Below are 15,670 nucleotides of genomic sequence, written 5' to 3' on the forward strand. Positions count from 1 at the left end.
GCGAGGGTCAGGCAGGCGGATTTTCGGCGGCCATACGGTCTGCACGGGTGCGCCCGGCCGCGCGTTCACGCACGAAAACAGCAATATATTTAAAGTATTCCTGCAGCCAGCGGCGCCCCTGACCGGGGCTGCTCAACGGTCCGGGGGCGCGGACCCCGTGGGCGATCAGCGCCAGCTCCGGCGCGGCAGCGTGCAACTCCAGCAGGGCGCGCGGCATGTGGTAATCGCTGGTGACCACCAGAATGGCACCATAGCCACGCTCCCGCGCCCAGGCGGTGATCTCCAGCGCATTGCCTGCTGTGTTGGAGGCTTCCACCCCGATATCCACGCAGCACTCGAAAATACCGGCCGGCGCCCCGGCCGCAGCGGCAATATCGGCGGGTGGGCTGCCCGGATTGGAGCCGGAGATCAGCAGGCGTTCGGCCCGGCCGACCTGCAAGAGCTCCACACCTGTGGCCACGCGTCCACCGCCGCCGGTCAGCACCACCACGCCCGCCGCCTCTGCCGCCGGGTCCGGACCCAGGCTGCGCGCCTCGCGCACGAACAGGGCGAAGCCCGCCGCCAGGGTGAACAGCGCGACGAAGGCAAGAAAGCGGGCCAGGCTCAGCACGCCGCTCATGGCCAGCGCGCCTTCAGCTCGCCGGTCACGGCCAGTCGCGCGGCACCTGCGGCGATCAGGGCGGAGGCCAGAGCGGCACCCGGCGCAATCGCCGCCGCGCTCCAGCCCAGCGCCGGAACCGGCAGGAAGAAGACGGCGCCCGCTGCGCCTGCCCCGTGGGCCAGGCCATAGCCGGCCAGCGCCGCCAGGCCAGCTCCTGCGATGCCGGCTTTCAGGCCCAGAAAGAAGAAGCGCCGCTGGAAAATCCCGGTGACATACCGGTCCGGCGCGCCCACCAGATGAAGGGCTTCGGCCACATCCCAGCGCGCCGCCAGCGAGGCGCGCGCGGCGAACGCGATGACGGCTGCCGCCGCCAGCGCCAGGATCGCTACCAGTCCCAGCGCGAAATATCGCACGGCACCCGCCGTGCGCTGCACGGCGGCTTCCCAGCGCGCGTGATCGTCCACCACGATGTCATAGGGGTTATCGCGCAGCAGAGCCTCGATGGCGCCGGGCGCGGGCGGCGCATCCGGATCCACGCGCACCGCAATCAGGCGCGGGACAGGCAGGTCATCCGGCAGGCCGGCCCCGCCCAGCCAGGGCCGCAGCAAGGCTTCGGCATCGGCCCGGCTGCGGGCGGCAGCCGAAACAACACCCGGCAGGCGCGCGATCTGCGACGCGGCATCCACCGCATCGGCATCCGCGTCGCGGGCATCTTCGGCGATCAGCTGGACGGTGAGCTCGCTGGACAGCTGGGCGGTCCAGCCTTCGGCCGCCTGCCAGGCCCCCGCAGCGCCAAAGCCCGCCAGGCTCGCCAGAAACACCAGGATTGCTGCCACGGCAAACAGCGGCCGGTCCCGGGCGTGATCGGGCGGCAGCAGGGCCGCGGGGCGGCGGGGTTTGTCCGGCGCGCTCATGCGGTCCTCGGACGGCTGACCAGACGCCCGTCGGCCAGCTCCAGCACAGGCGCGTCCAATGCGCGCACCAGTGTAATGTCATGGGTGGCGATCAGCACGGTGGCACCCAGCCGGTTCAGCTCCACGAACAGGCGCAGCAGCCGCCGGCCCATGGCCGGGTCCACATTGCCGGTGGGCTCATCCGCGATCAGCAGTTCCGGCCTGGTGATCACCGCGCGGGCGATGGCGGCGCGCTGCTGCTCGCCGCCGGACAGGCTGGCGGGATGCGCATGCATGCGCTCACCCAGACCCACCCAGGCCAGAAGGTCTGCCACATCATCGGCATAGCTGACGCGTGGCTGACCGGCGACCCGAAGGGGCAGGGCCACATTATCGAAGACGCTGAGGTGCTCCAGGAGACGGAAATCCTGAAACACCACACCGATCCGGCGGCGCAGTCCGGGCAGTGCGTCGCGCGGCATCAGGGAGGTGTCGCGTCCGAACAGGCTGATCAGCCCGCGAGAGGGCTGGCGCGCGCGATAGATGAGGCGCAGCAGCGAGCTTTTCCCGGCCCCGGACGGTCCGGTGAGGAAATGGAAACTTCCGCTTGGTAAATCAAAGCTGAGATCGCTGAGAATCTCGGGGCCGCGCCCATATCGAAGGCCCACCGAATCAAAGCGCACCGCCGGGTCACGGCTGTGCGACAGGTCCGGTGCGGGGCGGGGGTTCAGGGTCATCGCTCTGCGGTCCGGGAACAAGTCCGTGTGGCGGAATGCGCCATCAACTATGCAGGAAAAGCGAGCGCTGCGTCCATGATCGTCACCTGTCCCAGCTGTGATGCAAAATACCGCGTCGAGCCTGCCGCCCTCGAGGCGCGCGGCGGACGGGTGCGCTGCGCATCCTGCGGCCATGGCTGGCAGGTGGAGGCCGAAGCGCTCACCTTGTCCGAACCGGCCGAGCGCCCGGCATCCGCCGCGCCGGAACCGGCTCCGGCCCCGAGCTTGCGCGACAAACCCGCGGCTGCGATCCGCGCCCGGTCTGAAGCGCGCCGGCGCAAGACGCGCCTGGCGGTTGAAGGTGCGGGCTGGATTGGCGTCGCCGCGGCCTTCGCTGTGGTGATGGGCGGTGCGGTGCTGATGCGCGCCGATGTCGTATCGGCCTTCCCGCGCGCAGCCGGGGCCTATGCGGCAATCGGTCTGGAGACCCATCCGCTCGGCCTGGCGGTGGAAGACCTGGTGGCCAGTTTTGAAGACTCCGACGATGGCGCTCCGGCGCTGGTGGTGGAAGGCGTGGTGCGGAATACCACCGGGCGCATCCGCCGCACGGCCCCGCTCAAGGCGATGGCGCTGGACGCGGACGGTCAGGTGCTTGCCGAATGGCTTGTGATGCTGGAATCCACCGCCCTGCCCGGCGGCGGGGCTGAACGCTTCCGCACGATGATGACGGCACCCCCCGACGCGGCAGTCCGCGTCGAGGTCGTGGTCGAGGGCTGAAACGGGCTTACTCGCTCTTGACGGGCTCCAGCGCACCTGGCTTGCCCGGACCGCGCGGACGCAATCCCCCCTGACCGATCCGGCCCTGGGCAAACTCGCTCACCAGCCCGGCAAACCGGTCGGCCCGCGCAGCGATATAGATCATCGGCCCGTCGGGATTGCGCCGGAAGTTGGAATCCACCGCGACCACATGCCAGCGCCCGTTTTCCTCGATCAGGAAGGGCGAACCGGAATCGCCGCGCGTGGTGTCGCAATCATGCGACATGGTGTTGTCGTCCACCGCGGCCAGGATGCGGCAGGCCTCATTGCCCGACAGGTTATTGCCCGTGTCCCAGGAATAACCCGCCTGGCTCAGCTGGACCTCGCGGGCGCGTGTCTCGCCGCGCGTGTCGACCAGCGCCAGCGGCTGGAGATAGCCCAACTCGTCGCCCAGCGGCGCGTCGATGCGCAAAAGCGCCCAGTCAGTGCCGTCCAGATCGTCACCGGCGCTGAACTGGGCTTCGTCCCATTCGGGGTCCAGGAGCACGTCCACCACGCGCGCCGTGCGCGTGCCACCCGGCAGGCCGTCTCCCGTCTCGAACAGGCCGGCGGGCCGGATGCGGCCCTCATCGCTGACGCAATGGGCTGCGGTGGCGAGCACGTTGGGGGCCACCAGCGAGGCGGTGCACTGGCTGCCGGTTTCGAACCGGACCCGGCCCACCACTGACCAGGGGAACACGCCAGTGTCCATCAGGACCCGGTCGTCATGGCCGAAGAAGTGATCATTGATGGTCAGCGGACGGGTGCGTCCGGCGCAATCGGCCCGGTCCGTGCGCGCCTCGCACCGGCCCGTGCCGATCTCTGGTTCGTCGCAAATACCGTCAAAGGCGCGGGTACAGCTGTCATTGCGGAAGCGCAGCCCGGTCATCTCGCCGCAATCGGTGCGGTCTGTGCCCTGGGTGCAGGCACCGGTGCCGATGCCGGGTTCGTCGCATTCGCCGTCATTGGCCCACTGGCAGGAATCGTCCTCCAGCCCGGTAATGATGCGCCAGCAATCAGAGTAGTCCGTGCCCGCCGTGCAGGCACCGGTGCCGATGCCGGGTTCGTCGCACTCGCCGTCATTGGCCCAGCGGCAGCTGTCATTGCCCGAATGGGTTCCCAACGGGCCCGTGGCGCTGGGCCGGCCGGCTGATGCGGGGGCGGGTTTGGAGGGGCGCTGCACCGTCTGCAGAAGGCGGGTGTAATCGCGCGATCCGGGCTGGCTGGAAAACCCGGCTGGCAGAGCCAGCTCATCGGCGCGGGCGGGCGCTTCAGCCGCCAACAGCGCAGCGGCGGCGATCGCGGCGAGCCCGCTGACCAGCCCTGACAGGTGCAAAATACGTTTCATGAGACTATCCCCCTCGTATGGCGCGCCAAGCTAGCGCGTTCGCGGCGCTTGGCAATCGGGTTTACGGGATGACGGGGTGGATCACGCCGGGCCGGGCTGCTCGCCCGTGCGGGGTGCCAGGCCGAGTTCGGGGACCGCTGCCCCGGCCTCGGCGATGAGCGGCAGGTGGCAGGTCACCCGGGTGCCCTCGCCCGGGGCGCTTTCCAGCGCCACCCAGCCGCCATGCAGGCGGACGATGTCATTGACCAGCGCCAGACCCAGCCCAGCCCCGCCGCCCTCGCCGCGTTCAAAACGCTCGAACACATGGGCCTGACGCTCGGCGGCGATGCCTGCGCCATCGTCGGAGACCCAGAGCGCGATCTCGCCATCCTCGACCCCCGCACCGATCTCCACCTGTCCGCCCGGCTCGATATGATCGAGGGCATTGGTCAGAAGATTGTACAGCACCTGCTTGAGCCGCTTGGCGTCGGCGCGCGCCACGGGAAGGTCATCCGGCGCGGCCTGAGAGATGCGCACACCTGCATGCTCGGACCGGGTCACGATCAGCTCGGCGGTTTCCGCGATCAGCTCGGCCAGATGCACATCGTCCAGCTCCAGCTCCAGCTGGCCCGCATCGATGGCGGCGATGTCCAGAATGTCGTCGATCAGCTTGCCCAGCTGGCCCGAAGCCTGCTGGATCGCCGACATGTGCTCGGCCTGGCGCTCGGACAGGGGACCGGCGAAGCCGCCTGCCAGCAAATCTGCATAGCCGTGAATGGTGGTCAGCGGCGTGCGCAGCTGATAGCTCACATGCTCGACAAACCCGGTCTTGATCTTTTCTGATTCCTGCAAGGCCTCGGCCCGGTCGCGCAAGGCGGCTTCCACCCGGCGGCTGTCGGTGATGTCGTCCCAGGCGATCAGCGTGGCACCATCGGGCAAGGGGCGGGTCAGCCAGGTCAGGGTGGACTGGTCGGTGCGCCGGATCTCGCCGGAGACGGGCGTGCGCGCGTCGGGGCTGGGGTCGGTGATGCGGGCCTTGAGCGCCCGCCAGGCGTCGGCATTGGGATACAGGCCCATGCAAGTCTCGGCCACCGCATCGAAGGGCGCATCGTCCAGACTGTCCGGATCCAGCGACCACAGGGTCTCGAACGCCGCGTTGCGCAGTTTCAGCCGTCCGTCCGAGCCGAACACCGCCACCGCCTCGTGCAGCTTGTCGAGGGTGGCGCGCTGGACCTTGATCAGCGTGTTATAGCGCGCCTGCAGCGCCAGCTGGTCGGTCATATCCTCGAAGATGACCAGCAAGCCGCCCATCAGGTGACGCTGGCGCGCCACACGCAGCATGCGCCCGTCGGGCAGGGCCCACAGCTCGTCGGGCATGTCGGTGTCGGGCGTGGATTCGTAGAGGGCCAGCTCGGCCGCCTTCCAGCGCCCGTAATCCTCCTGCTCGGGCAGGCGGCGCTTTTCCCGCAACCGGTCCAGCAGGGCCGAATGGGCGGGGCGCTCGTTGAGCATCGCCTCTTCCAGCGCAAACAGGCGTACGAAGGCCTGATTATAGAAGACCAGCCGCTTGGCCCGGTCGAAAATGGCCACGGCCTCGGCCATGTGGTTGAGGGTCTGGTCGTGCGCCTGACGGAAGCGCTTGAGGGCTGCGCGCGCCTCCTCGGCCTCGGTGACGTCCACGGCGAAACCGGCCGCGCCGCCGCTCACCGGATAGACATGGAAGGCCATGATGCGCCGCTGACCGCCGGCCACGGCCCCGCGCACGCTGAGGCGCGGGGACCCGGCGCGCAGGGCGTCCAGCGTCTGCTCGGCCAGCGTCGGCTCCAGCAGCACCTGCTCGTCCACAGCGTCGGCAGGGCTTTGCGCCTCGACAGCGCGGGCATAGGCCTCATTGACCCAGATCAGGCGTCCGGCAGCATTCATGCGCCAGGCCGGGGCCGGATTGCGCGCCGCCATGTCGTGACTGGCGGCGGGGTCGGCGTCTGAGAGCTTGCGGGTTTCTTCCACCCGCCCCTTTGCGCCGGTCTCCTCCATTTCGCGGATGGACGCATCGGTCAGCCACACCGCCAGCTGGCGGCCTGCCGCGCGCCCGTCCACTTCCAGCGTGCGTCCCGACGGCCCGGCAATGGTCAGCGAAAAGGTCTGGCCGGTGTCCATCAGGCGGCGCAGGCGCTGGCATAACGTCGTCGCCTCGCCGCGCGCGCTGCGCGCCTCAAAATCGGCAATACCATCGAGAATTTCGCGCCCCGCATCCCCGCTGGCCGCAGCACCCTGACCCAGATCGGCGAACTGCACCATGGCGGCCAGTGCGGCGGGCGAGCCGAAAATGCCCGGCCGGCCCCAGTCCTTGGAATCCGGATCGGGCGGGGTTTCCCACACGAGGATGAGGCCGGGATGGGCGCCCAGCACGCCACCGGCGCGCTCCAGCCGGTCTTCCAGCTGCGCCATGCGGGCACGCCACTCGGCCCGTGCGGCCCGTGCGCCTGCGGTCATGCGATAGGCCCACACGCCTGCGGACAGGGCGAACGCCACCGCGCCTCCGGTGACGATCAGTGTGGCGAGCTGGATCGGCCCGTCATCCGTCATGCGGTCTTGCGCCCCGATATCTGGCCAGCCCTGCGCCCATCGCGGACGAGGCTTTTCGAATCACATCTTACCGGAAGGCGAATCGCGATGCGACACACCACGCTTCGAACCCGTCAGGGTTCGCAAGCGCGACGGCGCGCCCGCAGCTTTAGCGAGGACCGCGATGCAACGGACGGGGCTGAGCACAGGGAGACATCCCCCTTACCTCACCCGCACCAGACCTTGCGTAAACTCAAACAGCACTACGCATCCGGTCAGCCGCGAGCCCGGCTCCAGCGGGGCGAAGCGCCAGCCGCGCACGGCCCGCTCGGCTTCGGTATTGAAGCTGCCGCCCGGCACGCCGCGCGCCACGTGCACCTGGTCCGTCGCGCCCGTCTCGGTCACGTCGAACTGGACCACAGTCCAGCCCTGCAGGCCGCGGGACCAGCCGCGGGCGGGATAGTCGGGCAGGCGTGCCTCCACGGCGCTGAGCTGCGCCCCCGAACAGCCTGATGCGTCGGCTGCCCGCTCCACATTGGGGGGTGTCGGCATGTCGGACAGAACCCGAAACGGTTGATCGCGCGGATCGGACAGGGGGCTGGCACCGCCGCAACCGGCCAGTGCCAGCACACCGCAGGTGACAAGAAGGGAGCGCAGTGTGGTCATTGGCCGACAGTGACGGTCACAAGGCGTGCCATCAAGCCGGTCCGGCACCCACAGAGCGCCCGGCGCGGCCATTACCGGGTGTGTCAGGCCACGCGCACCACACTGACGAATGTCTCCACGTCCCGTGTGAGCGAGCCGATCTCGGCGTCCACCTTGCGGGCGGCGTCGTCGATGAGCTGGGAAACATCGGCGGTGCGCGACGCCAGACGGTCAACCTCGCCGACATCGCTGCGCACTTCCAGCGCCTTCTGGGCAACCCGGTCAACCGCCGTGGCGATTTCGCCGGTCGCCGCGCCTTGCTGCTCCACCGCCGCAGCCACAGCCGTGGCGATCTGATCCATTTCCTCGATGGTGCGGGCAATGCCGCCTATCGCCTCCAACGAGCGGGTGGCGGTTTCCTGCATCAGGCCGATCTGGGCGCTGATCTCCTCGGTCGCCTTGGCCGTCTGGCTGGCGAGCTGTTTGACCTCGGTGGCGACGACGGCGAATCCTTTGCCCGCCTCACCGGCCCGGGCCGCTTCAATCGTGGCGTTAAGGGCGAGCAGATTGGTCTGCTCGGCAATCGCCTGGATCAGAACGACCACCTCGCCAATCCGCCGCGAGGCGTCCGCCAGTTCGGCCAGCCGCTCGTTCGACATGGACGCCTCGCCCACGGCGCGCGAGGCGATCGAGGAGGCGGTTCCGACCTGCCGCCCGATTTCCTCGATGGAGGCTGCGAGCTCCTGGGCGGCGCTGGCCACGGACTGAACCTCCTTGGCCGTCGCGTCCACCGCCTGCGCTGCCGAGGCGGTGCGCTGTGCGGTGTCGCTGGCCGCTCCGCGCAGTTCGGCCGAGCCGGACAGCATCGCGTTGGCCGTATGGCTGACATTGCTCAGCGCCGAATCGGCAGACTCGCTGAAGGTGCGGGCCGCCGATTCGGTCTGATGGGCCCGTGCGCGGGCGGCTTCATCCGTCTGGCGATTGCTTTCCTCCAGCTCTCGGGCTGCCAGCAGCTTGCTGCACAGCGCCTGGACCGTCTGGGCCAGCTGGCCGATCTCATCAGCCCGGGCGGTGTGCGGCACGTGCGTTTGCAGATCGCCTGCCGCGACCTCGCCCAGCCGGCCGGTGACCGCATCCAGCGGATTGAGCAGGCGCCCGACCAGCACAAACAGGGCCCCCAGCAGTACAATCAGGACCAGCGCGGCGGCCCCGAGCATGTTGAGCATCAGGGACTGTTTGGCCGCCTCGATGCGCTCGATCGGCTCGCCCACGAACAGAATGCCCGTGACCCGCCCCGATGCGTCGGTGGTCGGGAAATACCCCGTCATGAAGGTCCGCCCGAACAGGGTCGCAACCCCGTAGAAGGCTTCACCGCGGCGCAGGAAGGGCTGGGCCGGGTGGTCCGGGGCCAGCGATGTGCCCACGGCGCGCGCGCCATCCTCGCGCATGACGGTAGTGGATTGGCGCACGAAGGCACCGCTGTCTGCCTCATAGGAAAACAAGGTCGCCACGCCGCCGCCAAACGAGGATGAGCGGTCAACAATCGCGTGCCCGTCCAGTTCAGGCAGGCCGGGCAGGGTGAAGCCGGTCAGGCGGTGGCCATCGCTGCGCAGGCTGGTGCCGGGGATCTCTTCGGCGGTGTTGCGCGCCAGGCCGCTGATGCGCGCCTCGATGTCTGCGCGCACCTGGCTGTCGAAGGCGGAGGATATGACCAGGAATGCGGCCACGCTCACGGCCGCCACCGCCGCGATCACGCTGGCCGCGGCCAGCATGATGATGTTCATCCGCAAGGAACGAGGGCTGATGCGATCCAGCATGGCTGACTCCCGATCATGGTTACTCTGGCGATAACGCCGGGGTCAGGTTAAAAAACGATGTTGCAAGCGTGCGGGCAGGGGCGTCGCAAGGCCGGGCCGCCGCTGAGTTTGGCCGGTCAGCCACACCGGCTGAGATTGTCATGTGCCAACGGCGCGCCGAGCCATTACCTTACCCTTCATGACCCGTGCCGAGCGCCGCCTGGCGGCCCAGATTGTCCGTGCCCGCGCCGCGCTCCTGTGGGAGCGCGCGGCGCCGGTGCTGGCACCTGTTCTGGCGGCGCTGGCCGTGTATCTGGTCCTGGCGCTGTTCGGCGTGTTTGAACGCTTTGGCGATCCGTGGCGCCTGCTGACCTTGCTGACGCTTGTCGTGGCGGGGGCCTGGGGTGTTTTGCGGGCGCGTGCAGGCTGGCGATTGCCATCGCTCAGCGAGGCCGAGCGGCGGGTTGAAGATGATTCCGGTCTGGATGGCCGGCCCTTCGAGGCCATGCGCGACGCGCCGGCCTCGGGCTCGCACGATTGGTGGGCGGCGCACCGCGCGCGGATGGCTGCCCGGCTGACAGGGGCCCGCGCCCGCCGCCCCAAAGCTGCCTGGGCGGCCATAGACCCGCTGGGCCTGCGCGTCTTCGCCCTGATCGTGATCGGCTGCGCCGCTTTCCTGGCGGGCGATCTTACGGTGCCGCGCCTGGGCGATGCCTTCGCGCCGCGCCTGATGGCAGGCGGGTCTGTCGCCGGGACCAGTGTCGAGATGTGGATCGAGCCGCCGGCCTATACCGGCCGGCCCGTGATCTACCTGCGCGACCGGCGCGAGGCGCGCGCGCCTGCCGGGTCGGTGCTGGCGGTCCGGCTGGCCGGAACCGGGCGGACCCCCTCAGTCCATGGGGCGCCGTCCGAGATCGAGACCCTGCCCGGCGATGTGCGCCTCCTGCGCATTACCCCCGAGGGTGATGGCGAGATCCTGATCCGCGCCGGCGGCTGGCGCGAGCGGGTGACTCTGGAGCTGGTTGAAGACCGGCCACCGCAAGTGCGCCTGGCGGCCGAGCCGTCCGGCGATGCTCAAGGGCGCCTGGTGCTGGAGCTCTACGCCGAGGATGACTACGGGGTGGAGGCGCTGGTGTTCGCCTTCGCGGCGGAAGCCGGGGGCGCGGCCGAAGAGATTGAGATTCCCGCCGGGTCGGTCACCACAGCAGGCGAGGGCGGGTTGCAGACCGTGCGCCTGGACCTGTCGCGCCACCGGCTGGCGGGCGAGCGGGCGCAGGCGCGGCTCATCGCCGTGGATGCGCTGGGCCAGCGTGGCTCCTCTGGCGACATCGCCCTGACCCTGCCCCAGCGCGTGTTTCTGGACCCGCTGGCGCGCGCCGTGGCATCCGAGCGCCGGCGTTTTCTGACCGACGAGGCGGACTATGCGCCCATGCCCGATCTCGCCTCGGTGATCACGCTGGCCGGAGCGTTTCTGGACGATGAACCCGAACGCCGGATCGAGCGCGCCCCGCCGGGCGTGCAGCGTCTGGCGCTGGCGCTGGATGCGGTCAGCGACGCGCCCCATCGCTATTTTGATGACCCGGTGGTCTGGATGGGCCTGCGCACTGCCCTGCAGCAGGTGCGCCGGGCGCGAGAGCGTGAGGCGCTGGGTCATCTGGAGGAGGATTTGTGGCAGATCGCCCTGCGCGCGGAGCTGGGCAGTCTGGCCGACGCGGAAGAGGCCCTGCGGGCTGCTGAGCAGGCACTGATGGATGCGCTGGCGCGTGGCGCCGACCCCATCGAGCTGGCCGCCCTGTTCGATGCGTTCGAGCGCGCGGTGCAGGTTTACATGCAGGCACTGGCCCGCGAAGCCGCCGAGGCCGGCCGCTTCGCAGAGGGCGGGGCGGGTGGCGGCATGAGCGGCATGGATTCCGACAGCCTGCAGGCGCTGATGGACGCGATTCGTGAGGCCGCCGAACTGGGCGATGAGACCGGCTCGCGCCGGGCGCTGGCCCAGCTGACCGAGATGCTGCGCAACATGCAGATTACCCTGTCCCAGGGCGGGCGCGGCGAGGGCCAGGACAGCGCCATGGCGCGGGCCTTGCGCGAAGCCCTCGAAGAGCTCTCCGAAGCCATTGGTGAGCAGCGCGCCCTGACCGAAGACACGTTCAATCGCGACCGCCAGTCGGGCGGCGGCGGAGCGCCGCGTCCGCCGGGCACCGAGGCGACGCCCGGCGAGGAAGAGGCGGGCGAGGCGCAAGACGGTGCAGGCGCAGGCGATGAGGACCGGGAGGATGCGCAAGGCGGTGGCCCGGGCTTCGGCGACCTTGCCGAACGTCAGCGGGCGCTGGAAGAGGGTCTGGATGCGGCGCAGGACGCTCTGGACGGCGCTGCGGCAGGCGACGCAGCACGCGCGGCCCTGGATGAAGCCCGGCGCGCGATGGATGCGGCTGCGCGCGCCCTGCGCGAGGGCGACAGCGAAGGTGCCCTGCGCCAGCAGGACGATGCCCTGCGCGCCCTGCGTGACGCCTCGCGCGAAGCCGCCGAGGCGCTGGAGCGCGAAGCGGAGGGCGATGCCGAAGGCAGCGATCCGCTGGGCCGAGGTGCGGCCGGCGGCACCGAGGGCGAAACCACTGTCCCCAGTGAAGCCGAGCGCCAGCGCGCCCGTGACATTCTGGAAGAATTGCGCCGCCGCGCCGCCGAACGCGGACGCCCCCAGGAAGAGCTCGACTATATCGACCGCCTGCTGGAGCGCTTCCGCCGGTAGGCGGGCAAGCTGCAAGCCTTCAGCGCACCGCGGCCTTCAGGATCGCGCCGACAATGGCCAGCGCCGCGCGGTATTGCTCCATGGTTTCAGGCTTGCGCACCGATGAGACCACGTTGGGAAAGCTGGAAGAGGCACGCTGCAGGCGCGCCACATCGCCTGAAAACACAATCACCGGGATGCGCGCCAGCGCGTCGTCATCCAGCAGGCGGTCCAGCAGCCAGAGCCCGTCTTCGCCGGTCAGATTGAGATCCAGCACGATACAGTCGGGTGCCGGGCCGGCCTGGAGCTGGGCGAGCGCCCCGGCCCCTTCCAGCGCCCGGTCGATTCGCGCTGCGCCGGCTTCCTCGCGCAGCATCTTTGAGAACAGGAAGGCGTCCTGCTCGTCATCTTCGACCAGGAGCACGCGGGCTCCGGCTGCATCCTTGATCATGGCATGCCCATCAAGCTCTGTCTTCGTGACGCGATGCTAGGACCTCAAGCGCCGGAGGCAAAGGCGTAATTCTGCTTGGCCCCGGTCCGCTGCTCCGGTCAGGCCAGGTCCGCACCCAGCTGGGCCATGTCGTCAAAGAAGCCAGGATAGCTGGTGGCGATCATGGCCACATCATCCACCGTGACCGCCTCGCGTGCGCCGAGACCCATAATAAGCCCACTCATGGCGAGGCGATGGTCGTGGCGGGTCTCCACACGCCCCCCGCCCGGAACGCCGCCCGCGCCGCAGCCATGCACCACCAGATAATCCCCGCCCAGCTCGATTTTCACGCCATTGGCAGCAAGCATGGCGGCGGATGCGGCCAGCCGGTCGCTTTCCTTGGCGCGCAGCTCGGCCAGCCCTTTCATCACGGTCACCCCTTCGGCGAAGGCGGCGATCACAGCCAGGATGGGATATTCGTCGATCATGGACGGCGCGCGGCTTTCGTCGATCTCGAGGCCCGTCAGCATGCCTGAGCGCGCCGACATATCCACCAGATGCTCCCCGGCGCAGGTGCCGGCCGGTGTGATGGTCAGGTCCGCGCCCATCTCCTGCAGCACGGCGTAGAGGCCCGAACGCGCCGGATTGTCCATGACGCCGGTCAGCGTCACCGCGCTGCCTTCAGTCACCAGCGCCGCCGCAATGGCGAAAGCGGCCGAGGACGGATCGCCCGGCACCGCAAGATCATGAGGCGTCAGCACCCGCCCGCCACGCACCCGCACAATCAGGCCGGCCCCGTCGGGTGCCGCGTCCATGTCGGCCCCGTACAGAAGACCCATGGTCTCGGTATGGCCGCGCGTGGCGTGGGCCTCGCGCACAATGGTTTCTCCCTGGGCGCCCAGCCCGGCCAGCAGGATGGCGCTCTTGACCTGGGCCGACGCCACGGGCGGGGCGTAATCGATGGGTTTCAGCTGGCTGGAGCCGAACAGGCGCGCGGGCAGGCGACCGCTGTGTGATTCGCTGCGCGCCCCCATCGCCGCCAGCGGGTCCAGCACGCGGGCCATGGGCCGCGCTGACAGGCTGGCGTCTCCGGTAAACACCGCCTCCAGATCAAAGCGCGCTGCCGCACCCATCAGCAGGCGCACACCCGTGCCCGCATTGCCCAGGTCCAGCGGCCCTGCCGGGCTGGTCCAGCGTCCGTGTCCGGTGACCGTCCAGACACCAGGGCCGTCCCGGCGCACGTCCGCGCCGAGCGCCGCGACCGCACCGGCCGTGGCCATCACATCGGCGCTTTCCAGAAGGTTGGTGATGCGGCTGGTCCCGGCGGCCAGCGCGGAAAACATCAGTGCGCGATGCGACACCGATTTGTCTGGCGCAGCTGCCAGCGCTCCGGTCAAGCGCTTGGCGGGACGGGCGGTTCTCGGTCCGGTGGGAGGCGGGGAGGCGGCTGTCATGGGGTCGCTTGCGGTCCGGGTGCGGAAAAAGGTCAAATCGGGTTTTGACAGCGCGCGTTTAACGTGGCAACTGGCGCGCCGATTTAAAGACGCCAACCAGCGCTGAAGGACAATGCCAGTGCCCAAAACCGATCTCGGCGTAAAGCGCACCTGCCCTGAGACAGGCAAGAAGTTCTACGACCTGGGCAAGGACCCGATCGTATCGCCCTTCACCGGCAAGGAATATCCGGTGTCCTATTTCGAGGAGCTGATCGCCAAGACGCCCCCGAAAAAGGCCGCCCGCCCGAAGCCTGAGCCCAAGGAAGACATTGAGGACGAGGACGAGGACGTCGAAGACGCCGTCGAGGCCGATGAGGACGAAGACGAGGCCGAAGACGACGACGCGCCCGAGCTGGACGAAGAGCCCATCGATCTGGGCGAGGACGACGAGGACGATGACGTGGCTGCCCCGGCCAAGAAAACCAAGGCCGCGCCGGTGGACGAGGATCTGGACGGCTTCTCCGAGGGCGAGGCCGACCTGGACGACGAGGATGATGACGACACCGGCATCCTTCTGGACGATGACGATGATGATCTCGACGATGTGGTCGTCGGCGATGACGATGATGACGACGATCTCTAGGGCCTGATCTTCATGGCCGTATCCGGCCCGCCCGGGGGTGCTGCACAAGGCGCTGCACAGGGCGGTGCCGGGCAGGCTTGATCGGCGTGCGGCGCGCGACTAATGTCCGCGCTCTCGATCTGGCGGGGGTCCCTCCCCGCCCGCCCTTCCGGGCGATTCGGGGCCATAGCTCAGTTGGTAGAGCGCTTGAATGGCATTCAAGAGGTCGGCGGTTCGATTCCGCCTGGCTCCACCAGTTCAAAACCCCCGCAGCCAGCCGGCGCGGGGGTTTTTTGGTTTTGGGGCTTTGCCGGGGCTCGGTCTATGCGGGCGCGGGCGCTCCGGCGGCGGTGTGGATTTCAGCCACCAGCGAAGACTCCAGGCCCAGGCGCGCGGCCAGCAGCTTGAGATAGGCTGCTTCAGCGGGCGTCTCGCATTCGATGGCCACCAGCGAGGCGGCGTAGATCTCAGCGGCCATCTCCGGCGTGGCGGCACCCGCGACAACGGCATTGAGATCCAGCGGAGCGTTAAGCTCGTCAAAGACAAAGGCCTTGGCGTTAGAATCCAGTTCCATTGCCGACAGGCGTTCGAAAATGCGGGTCTTCTCGGCCGGATCGATCTTTCCGTCCGCCTTCGCCGCTGCGATCATGGCGCGCACCAGCGCCTGGCCCAGCGCCTCCTGAGCGGCGGCATCGTCCGGCGCGGGCAGGAAGGCGGTTCCGGCAGGCGCGGCCTCGTAGTCGGCGGCTGCGGGCGTTGGTACCAGGATTGCGGCACCCGATGCGGCTGCCGGCGCCGGGGCAGCAGCGTTGCGCTGGTGGTTCTGCCAGGCGTGGTAGGCCAGCCCGCCAACGGCAGCGATAGCGCCGTATTTGGCAGCCTTGCCAAGGAATTTGCGGCCCGAGCCGCCCATCAGCATCGAGGTGGCCAGGCCAGCGGCGAACCCGCCTCCGCCCGCCAGGGTGGCGTTGCGCGCGGCAGGGTCGTTTTGCAGCGCATCGACGATGCGATTGAAGTCGATCAAGGGGGTCTCCATGAAGCGGCATGAGGGAGTGAGACAAGGCGCGCGGGATATGGGCAGGGCCCTGGCCAAGATCAACACCCGTCCGGCCTCTTGACGCC

The 15,670-nt window shown here is 69.1% G+C and carries 13 protein-coding genes and 1 tRNA gene; 4 read left to right on the top strand and 10 right to left on the bottom strand.

Features of this window, described 5'->3' with window-relative positions; genetic code table 11:
- Nucleotides 1–7: 7 nt before the first annotated feature.
- The 3 genes from L2D00_11950 to ftsE are packed head-to-tail and all read right to left on the bottom strand — an operon-like array spanning nt 8 to nt 2,231.
- Entirely contained in the window at nt 8–619 is a 612-nt protein-coding gene (locus L2D00_11950; GenBank protein WBQ12555.1) for a YdcF family protein, read from the bottom strand.
- Entirely contained in the window at nt 616–1,515 is a 900-nt protein-coding gene (locus L2D00_11955; GenBank protein WBQ12556.1) for a cell division protein FtsX, read from the bottom strand. The genes L2D00_11950 and L2D00_11955 overlap by 4 nt, the downstream gene beginning before the upstream one ends.
- Nucleotides 1,512–2,231 carry a cell division ATP-binding protein FtsE gene (ftsE, locus tag L2D00_11960; GenBank protein WBQ12557.1) on the bottom strand — a complete coding sequence of 240 codons (720 nt, stop codon included), beginning with the start codon at nt 2,229–2,231 and terminating at the stop codon, nt 1,512–1,514. The genes L2D00_11955 and ftsE overlap by 4 nt, the downstream gene beginning before the upstream one ends.
- A 75-nt stretch (nt 2,232–2,306) precedes the next feature.
- On the opposite strand from ftsE, the gene L2D00_11965 reads away from it, so the two are divergent.
- Nucleotides 2,307–2,987 (top strand): zinc-ribbon domain-containing protein, encoded by a 681-nt coding sequence (locus L2D00_11965; GenBank protein WBQ12558.1) that lies wholly within the window; start codon nt 2,307–2,309, stop codon nt 2,985–2,987.
- A 7-nt stretch (nt 2,988–2,994) separates the two neighbouring features.
- On the opposite strand, the gene L2D00_11970 is transcribed toward L2D00_11965, so the two are convergent.
- The 4 genes from L2D00_11970 to L2D00_11985 all read right to left on the bottom strand — a co-directional run bounded on the left by L2D00_11970 (nt 2,995) and on the right by L2D00_11985 (nt 9,359).
- Nucleotides 2,995–4,353 (bottom strand): trypsin-like serine protease, encoded by a 1,359-nt coding sequence (locus L2D00_11970; protein WBQ12559.1) that lies wholly within the window; start codon nt 4,351–4,353, stop codon nt 2,995–2,997.
- A gap of 81 nt (nt 4,354–4,434) precedes the next feature.
- Nucleotides 4,435–6,918: a PAS-domain containing protein gene (locus L2D00_11975; GenBank protein WBQ12560.1), complete on the bottom strand. Its 2,484-nt coding sequence runs from the start codon at nt 6,916–6,918 to the stop codon at nt 4,435–4,437.
- A 201-nt stretch (nt 6,919–7,119) separates the two neighbouring features.
- The gene (locus L2D00_11980; protein ID WBQ12561.1) at nt 7,120–7,563 is read right to left on the bottom strand and encodes an energy transducer TonB; all 444 of its coding nucleotides are present in this window, start codon (nt 7,561–7,563) and stop codon (nt 7,120–7,122) included.
- An 83-nt stretch (nt 7,564–7,646) separates the two neighbouring features.
- Nucleotides 7,647–9,359, bottom strand: a complete 1,713-nt coding sequence (locus tag L2D00_11985; GenBank protein WBQ12562.1) for a methyl-accepting chemotaxis protein — start codon at nt 9,357–9,359, stop codon at nt 7,647–7,649.
- A 178-nt stretch (nt 9,360–9,537) separates the two neighbouring features.
- Between L2D00_11985 and L2D00_11990 the strand changes: the two genes are divergently transcribed.
- Nucleotides 9,538–12,084, top strand: coding sequence for a DUF4175 domain-containing protein (locus tag L2D00_11990; GenBank protein ID WBQ12563.1), 2,547 nt, complete (start codon nt 9,538–9,540; stop codon nt 12,082–12,084).
- Nucleotides 12,085–12,103: 19 nt separating this feature from the next.
- Here the strand turns inward: L2D00_11990 and L2D00_11995 are convergent, their stop codons facing one another.
- Both L2D00_11995 and aroA read right to left on the bottom strand, forming a co-directional pair.
- Nucleotides 12,104–12,514, bottom strand: coding sequence for a response regulator (locus L2D00_11995; GenBank protein WBQ12564.1), 411 nt, complete (start codon nt 12,512–12,514; stop codon nt 12,104–12,106).
- Between the two features lie 98 nt (nt 12,515–12,612).
- Entirely contained in the window at nt 12,613–13,854 is a 1,242-nt protein-coding gene (aroA, locus tag L2D00_12000; GenBank protein ID WBQ12565.1) for a 3-phosphoshikimate 1-carboxyvinyltransferase, read from the bottom strand.
- Between the two features lie 211 nt (nt 13,855–14,065).
- Here aroA and L2D00_12005 point away from each other — a divergent pair, with 211 nt between their 5' ends.
- Both L2D00_12005 and L2D00_12010 read left to right on the top strand, forming a co-directional pair.
- Complete coding sequence (locus L2D00_12005; protein WBQ12566.1) at nt 14,066–14,569, top strand: FYDLN acid domain-containing protein; 504 nt, start codon at nt 14,066–14,068, stop codon at nt 14,567–14,569.
- A 159-nt stretch (nt 14,570–14,728) separates the two neighbouring features.
- A tRNA-Ala gene (locus L2D00_12010) sits at nt 14,729–14,804 on the top strand.
- 66 nt (nt 14,805–14,870) lie between these two features.
- On the opposite strand, the gene L2D00_12015 is transcribed toward L2D00_12010, so the two are convergent.
- Entirely contained in the window at nt 14,871–15,572 is a 702-nt protein-coding gene (locus L2D00_12015) for a tellurite resistance TerB family protein (protein WBQ12567.1), read from the bottom strand.
- Nucleotides 15,573–15,670 lie beyond the last annotated feature (98 nt).

It is taken from the genome of Hyphomonadaceae bacterium BL14 (assembly GCA_027627705.1).
In the GTDB taxonomy this organism is placed as follows: domain Bacteria; phylum Pseudomonadota; class Alphaproteobacteria; order Caulobacterales; family Maricaulaceae; genus Oceanicaulis.

What these genes read in the sequence shown, in the direction of transcription:
- L2D00_11950 (WBQ12555.1), bottom strand. Translation starts at nt 619, where the DNA reads ATGAGCGGCGTGCTGAGCCTGGCCCGCTTTCTTGCCTTCGTCGCGCTG.
- L2D00_11955 (WBQ12556.1), bottom strand. Translation starts at nt 1,515, where the DNA reads ATGAGCGCGCCGGACAAACCCCGCCGCCCCGCGGCCCTGCTGCCGCCC.
- ftsE (WBQ12557.1), bottom strand. Translation starts at nt 2,231, where the DNA reads ATGACCCTGAACCCCCGCCCCGCACCGGACCTGTCGCACAGCCGTGAC.
- L2D00_11965 (WBQ12558.1), top strand. Translation starts at nt 2,307, where the DNA reads ATGATCGTCACCTGTCCCAGCTGTGATGCAAAATACCGCGTCGAGCCT.
- L2D00_11970 (WBQ12559.1), bottom strand. Translation starts at nt 4,353, where the DNA reads ATGAAACGTATTTTGCACCTGTCAGGGCTGGTCAGCGGGCTCGCCGCG.
- L2D00_11975 (WBQ12560.1), bottom strand. Translation starts at nt 6,918, where the DNA reads ATGACGGATGACGGGCCGATCCAGCTCGCCACACTGATCGTCACCGGA.
- L2D00_11980 (WBQ12561.1), bottom strand. Translation starts at nt 7,563, where the DNA reads ATGACCACACTGCGCTCCCTTCTTGTCACCTGCGGTGTGCTGGCACTG.
- L2D00_11985 (WBQ12562.1), bottom strand. Translation starts at nt 9,359, where the DNA reads ATGCTGGATCGCATCAGCCCTCGTTCCTTGCGGATGAACATCATCATG.
- L2D00_11990 (WBQ12563.1), top strand. Translation starts at nt 9,538, where the DNA reads ATGACCCGTGCCGAGCGCCGCCTGGCGGCCCAGATTGTCCGTGCCCGC.
- L2D00_11995 (WBQ12564.1), bottom strand. Translation starts at nt 12,514, where the DNA reads ATGATCAAGGATGCAGCCGGAGCCCGCGTGCTCCTGGTCGAAGATGAC.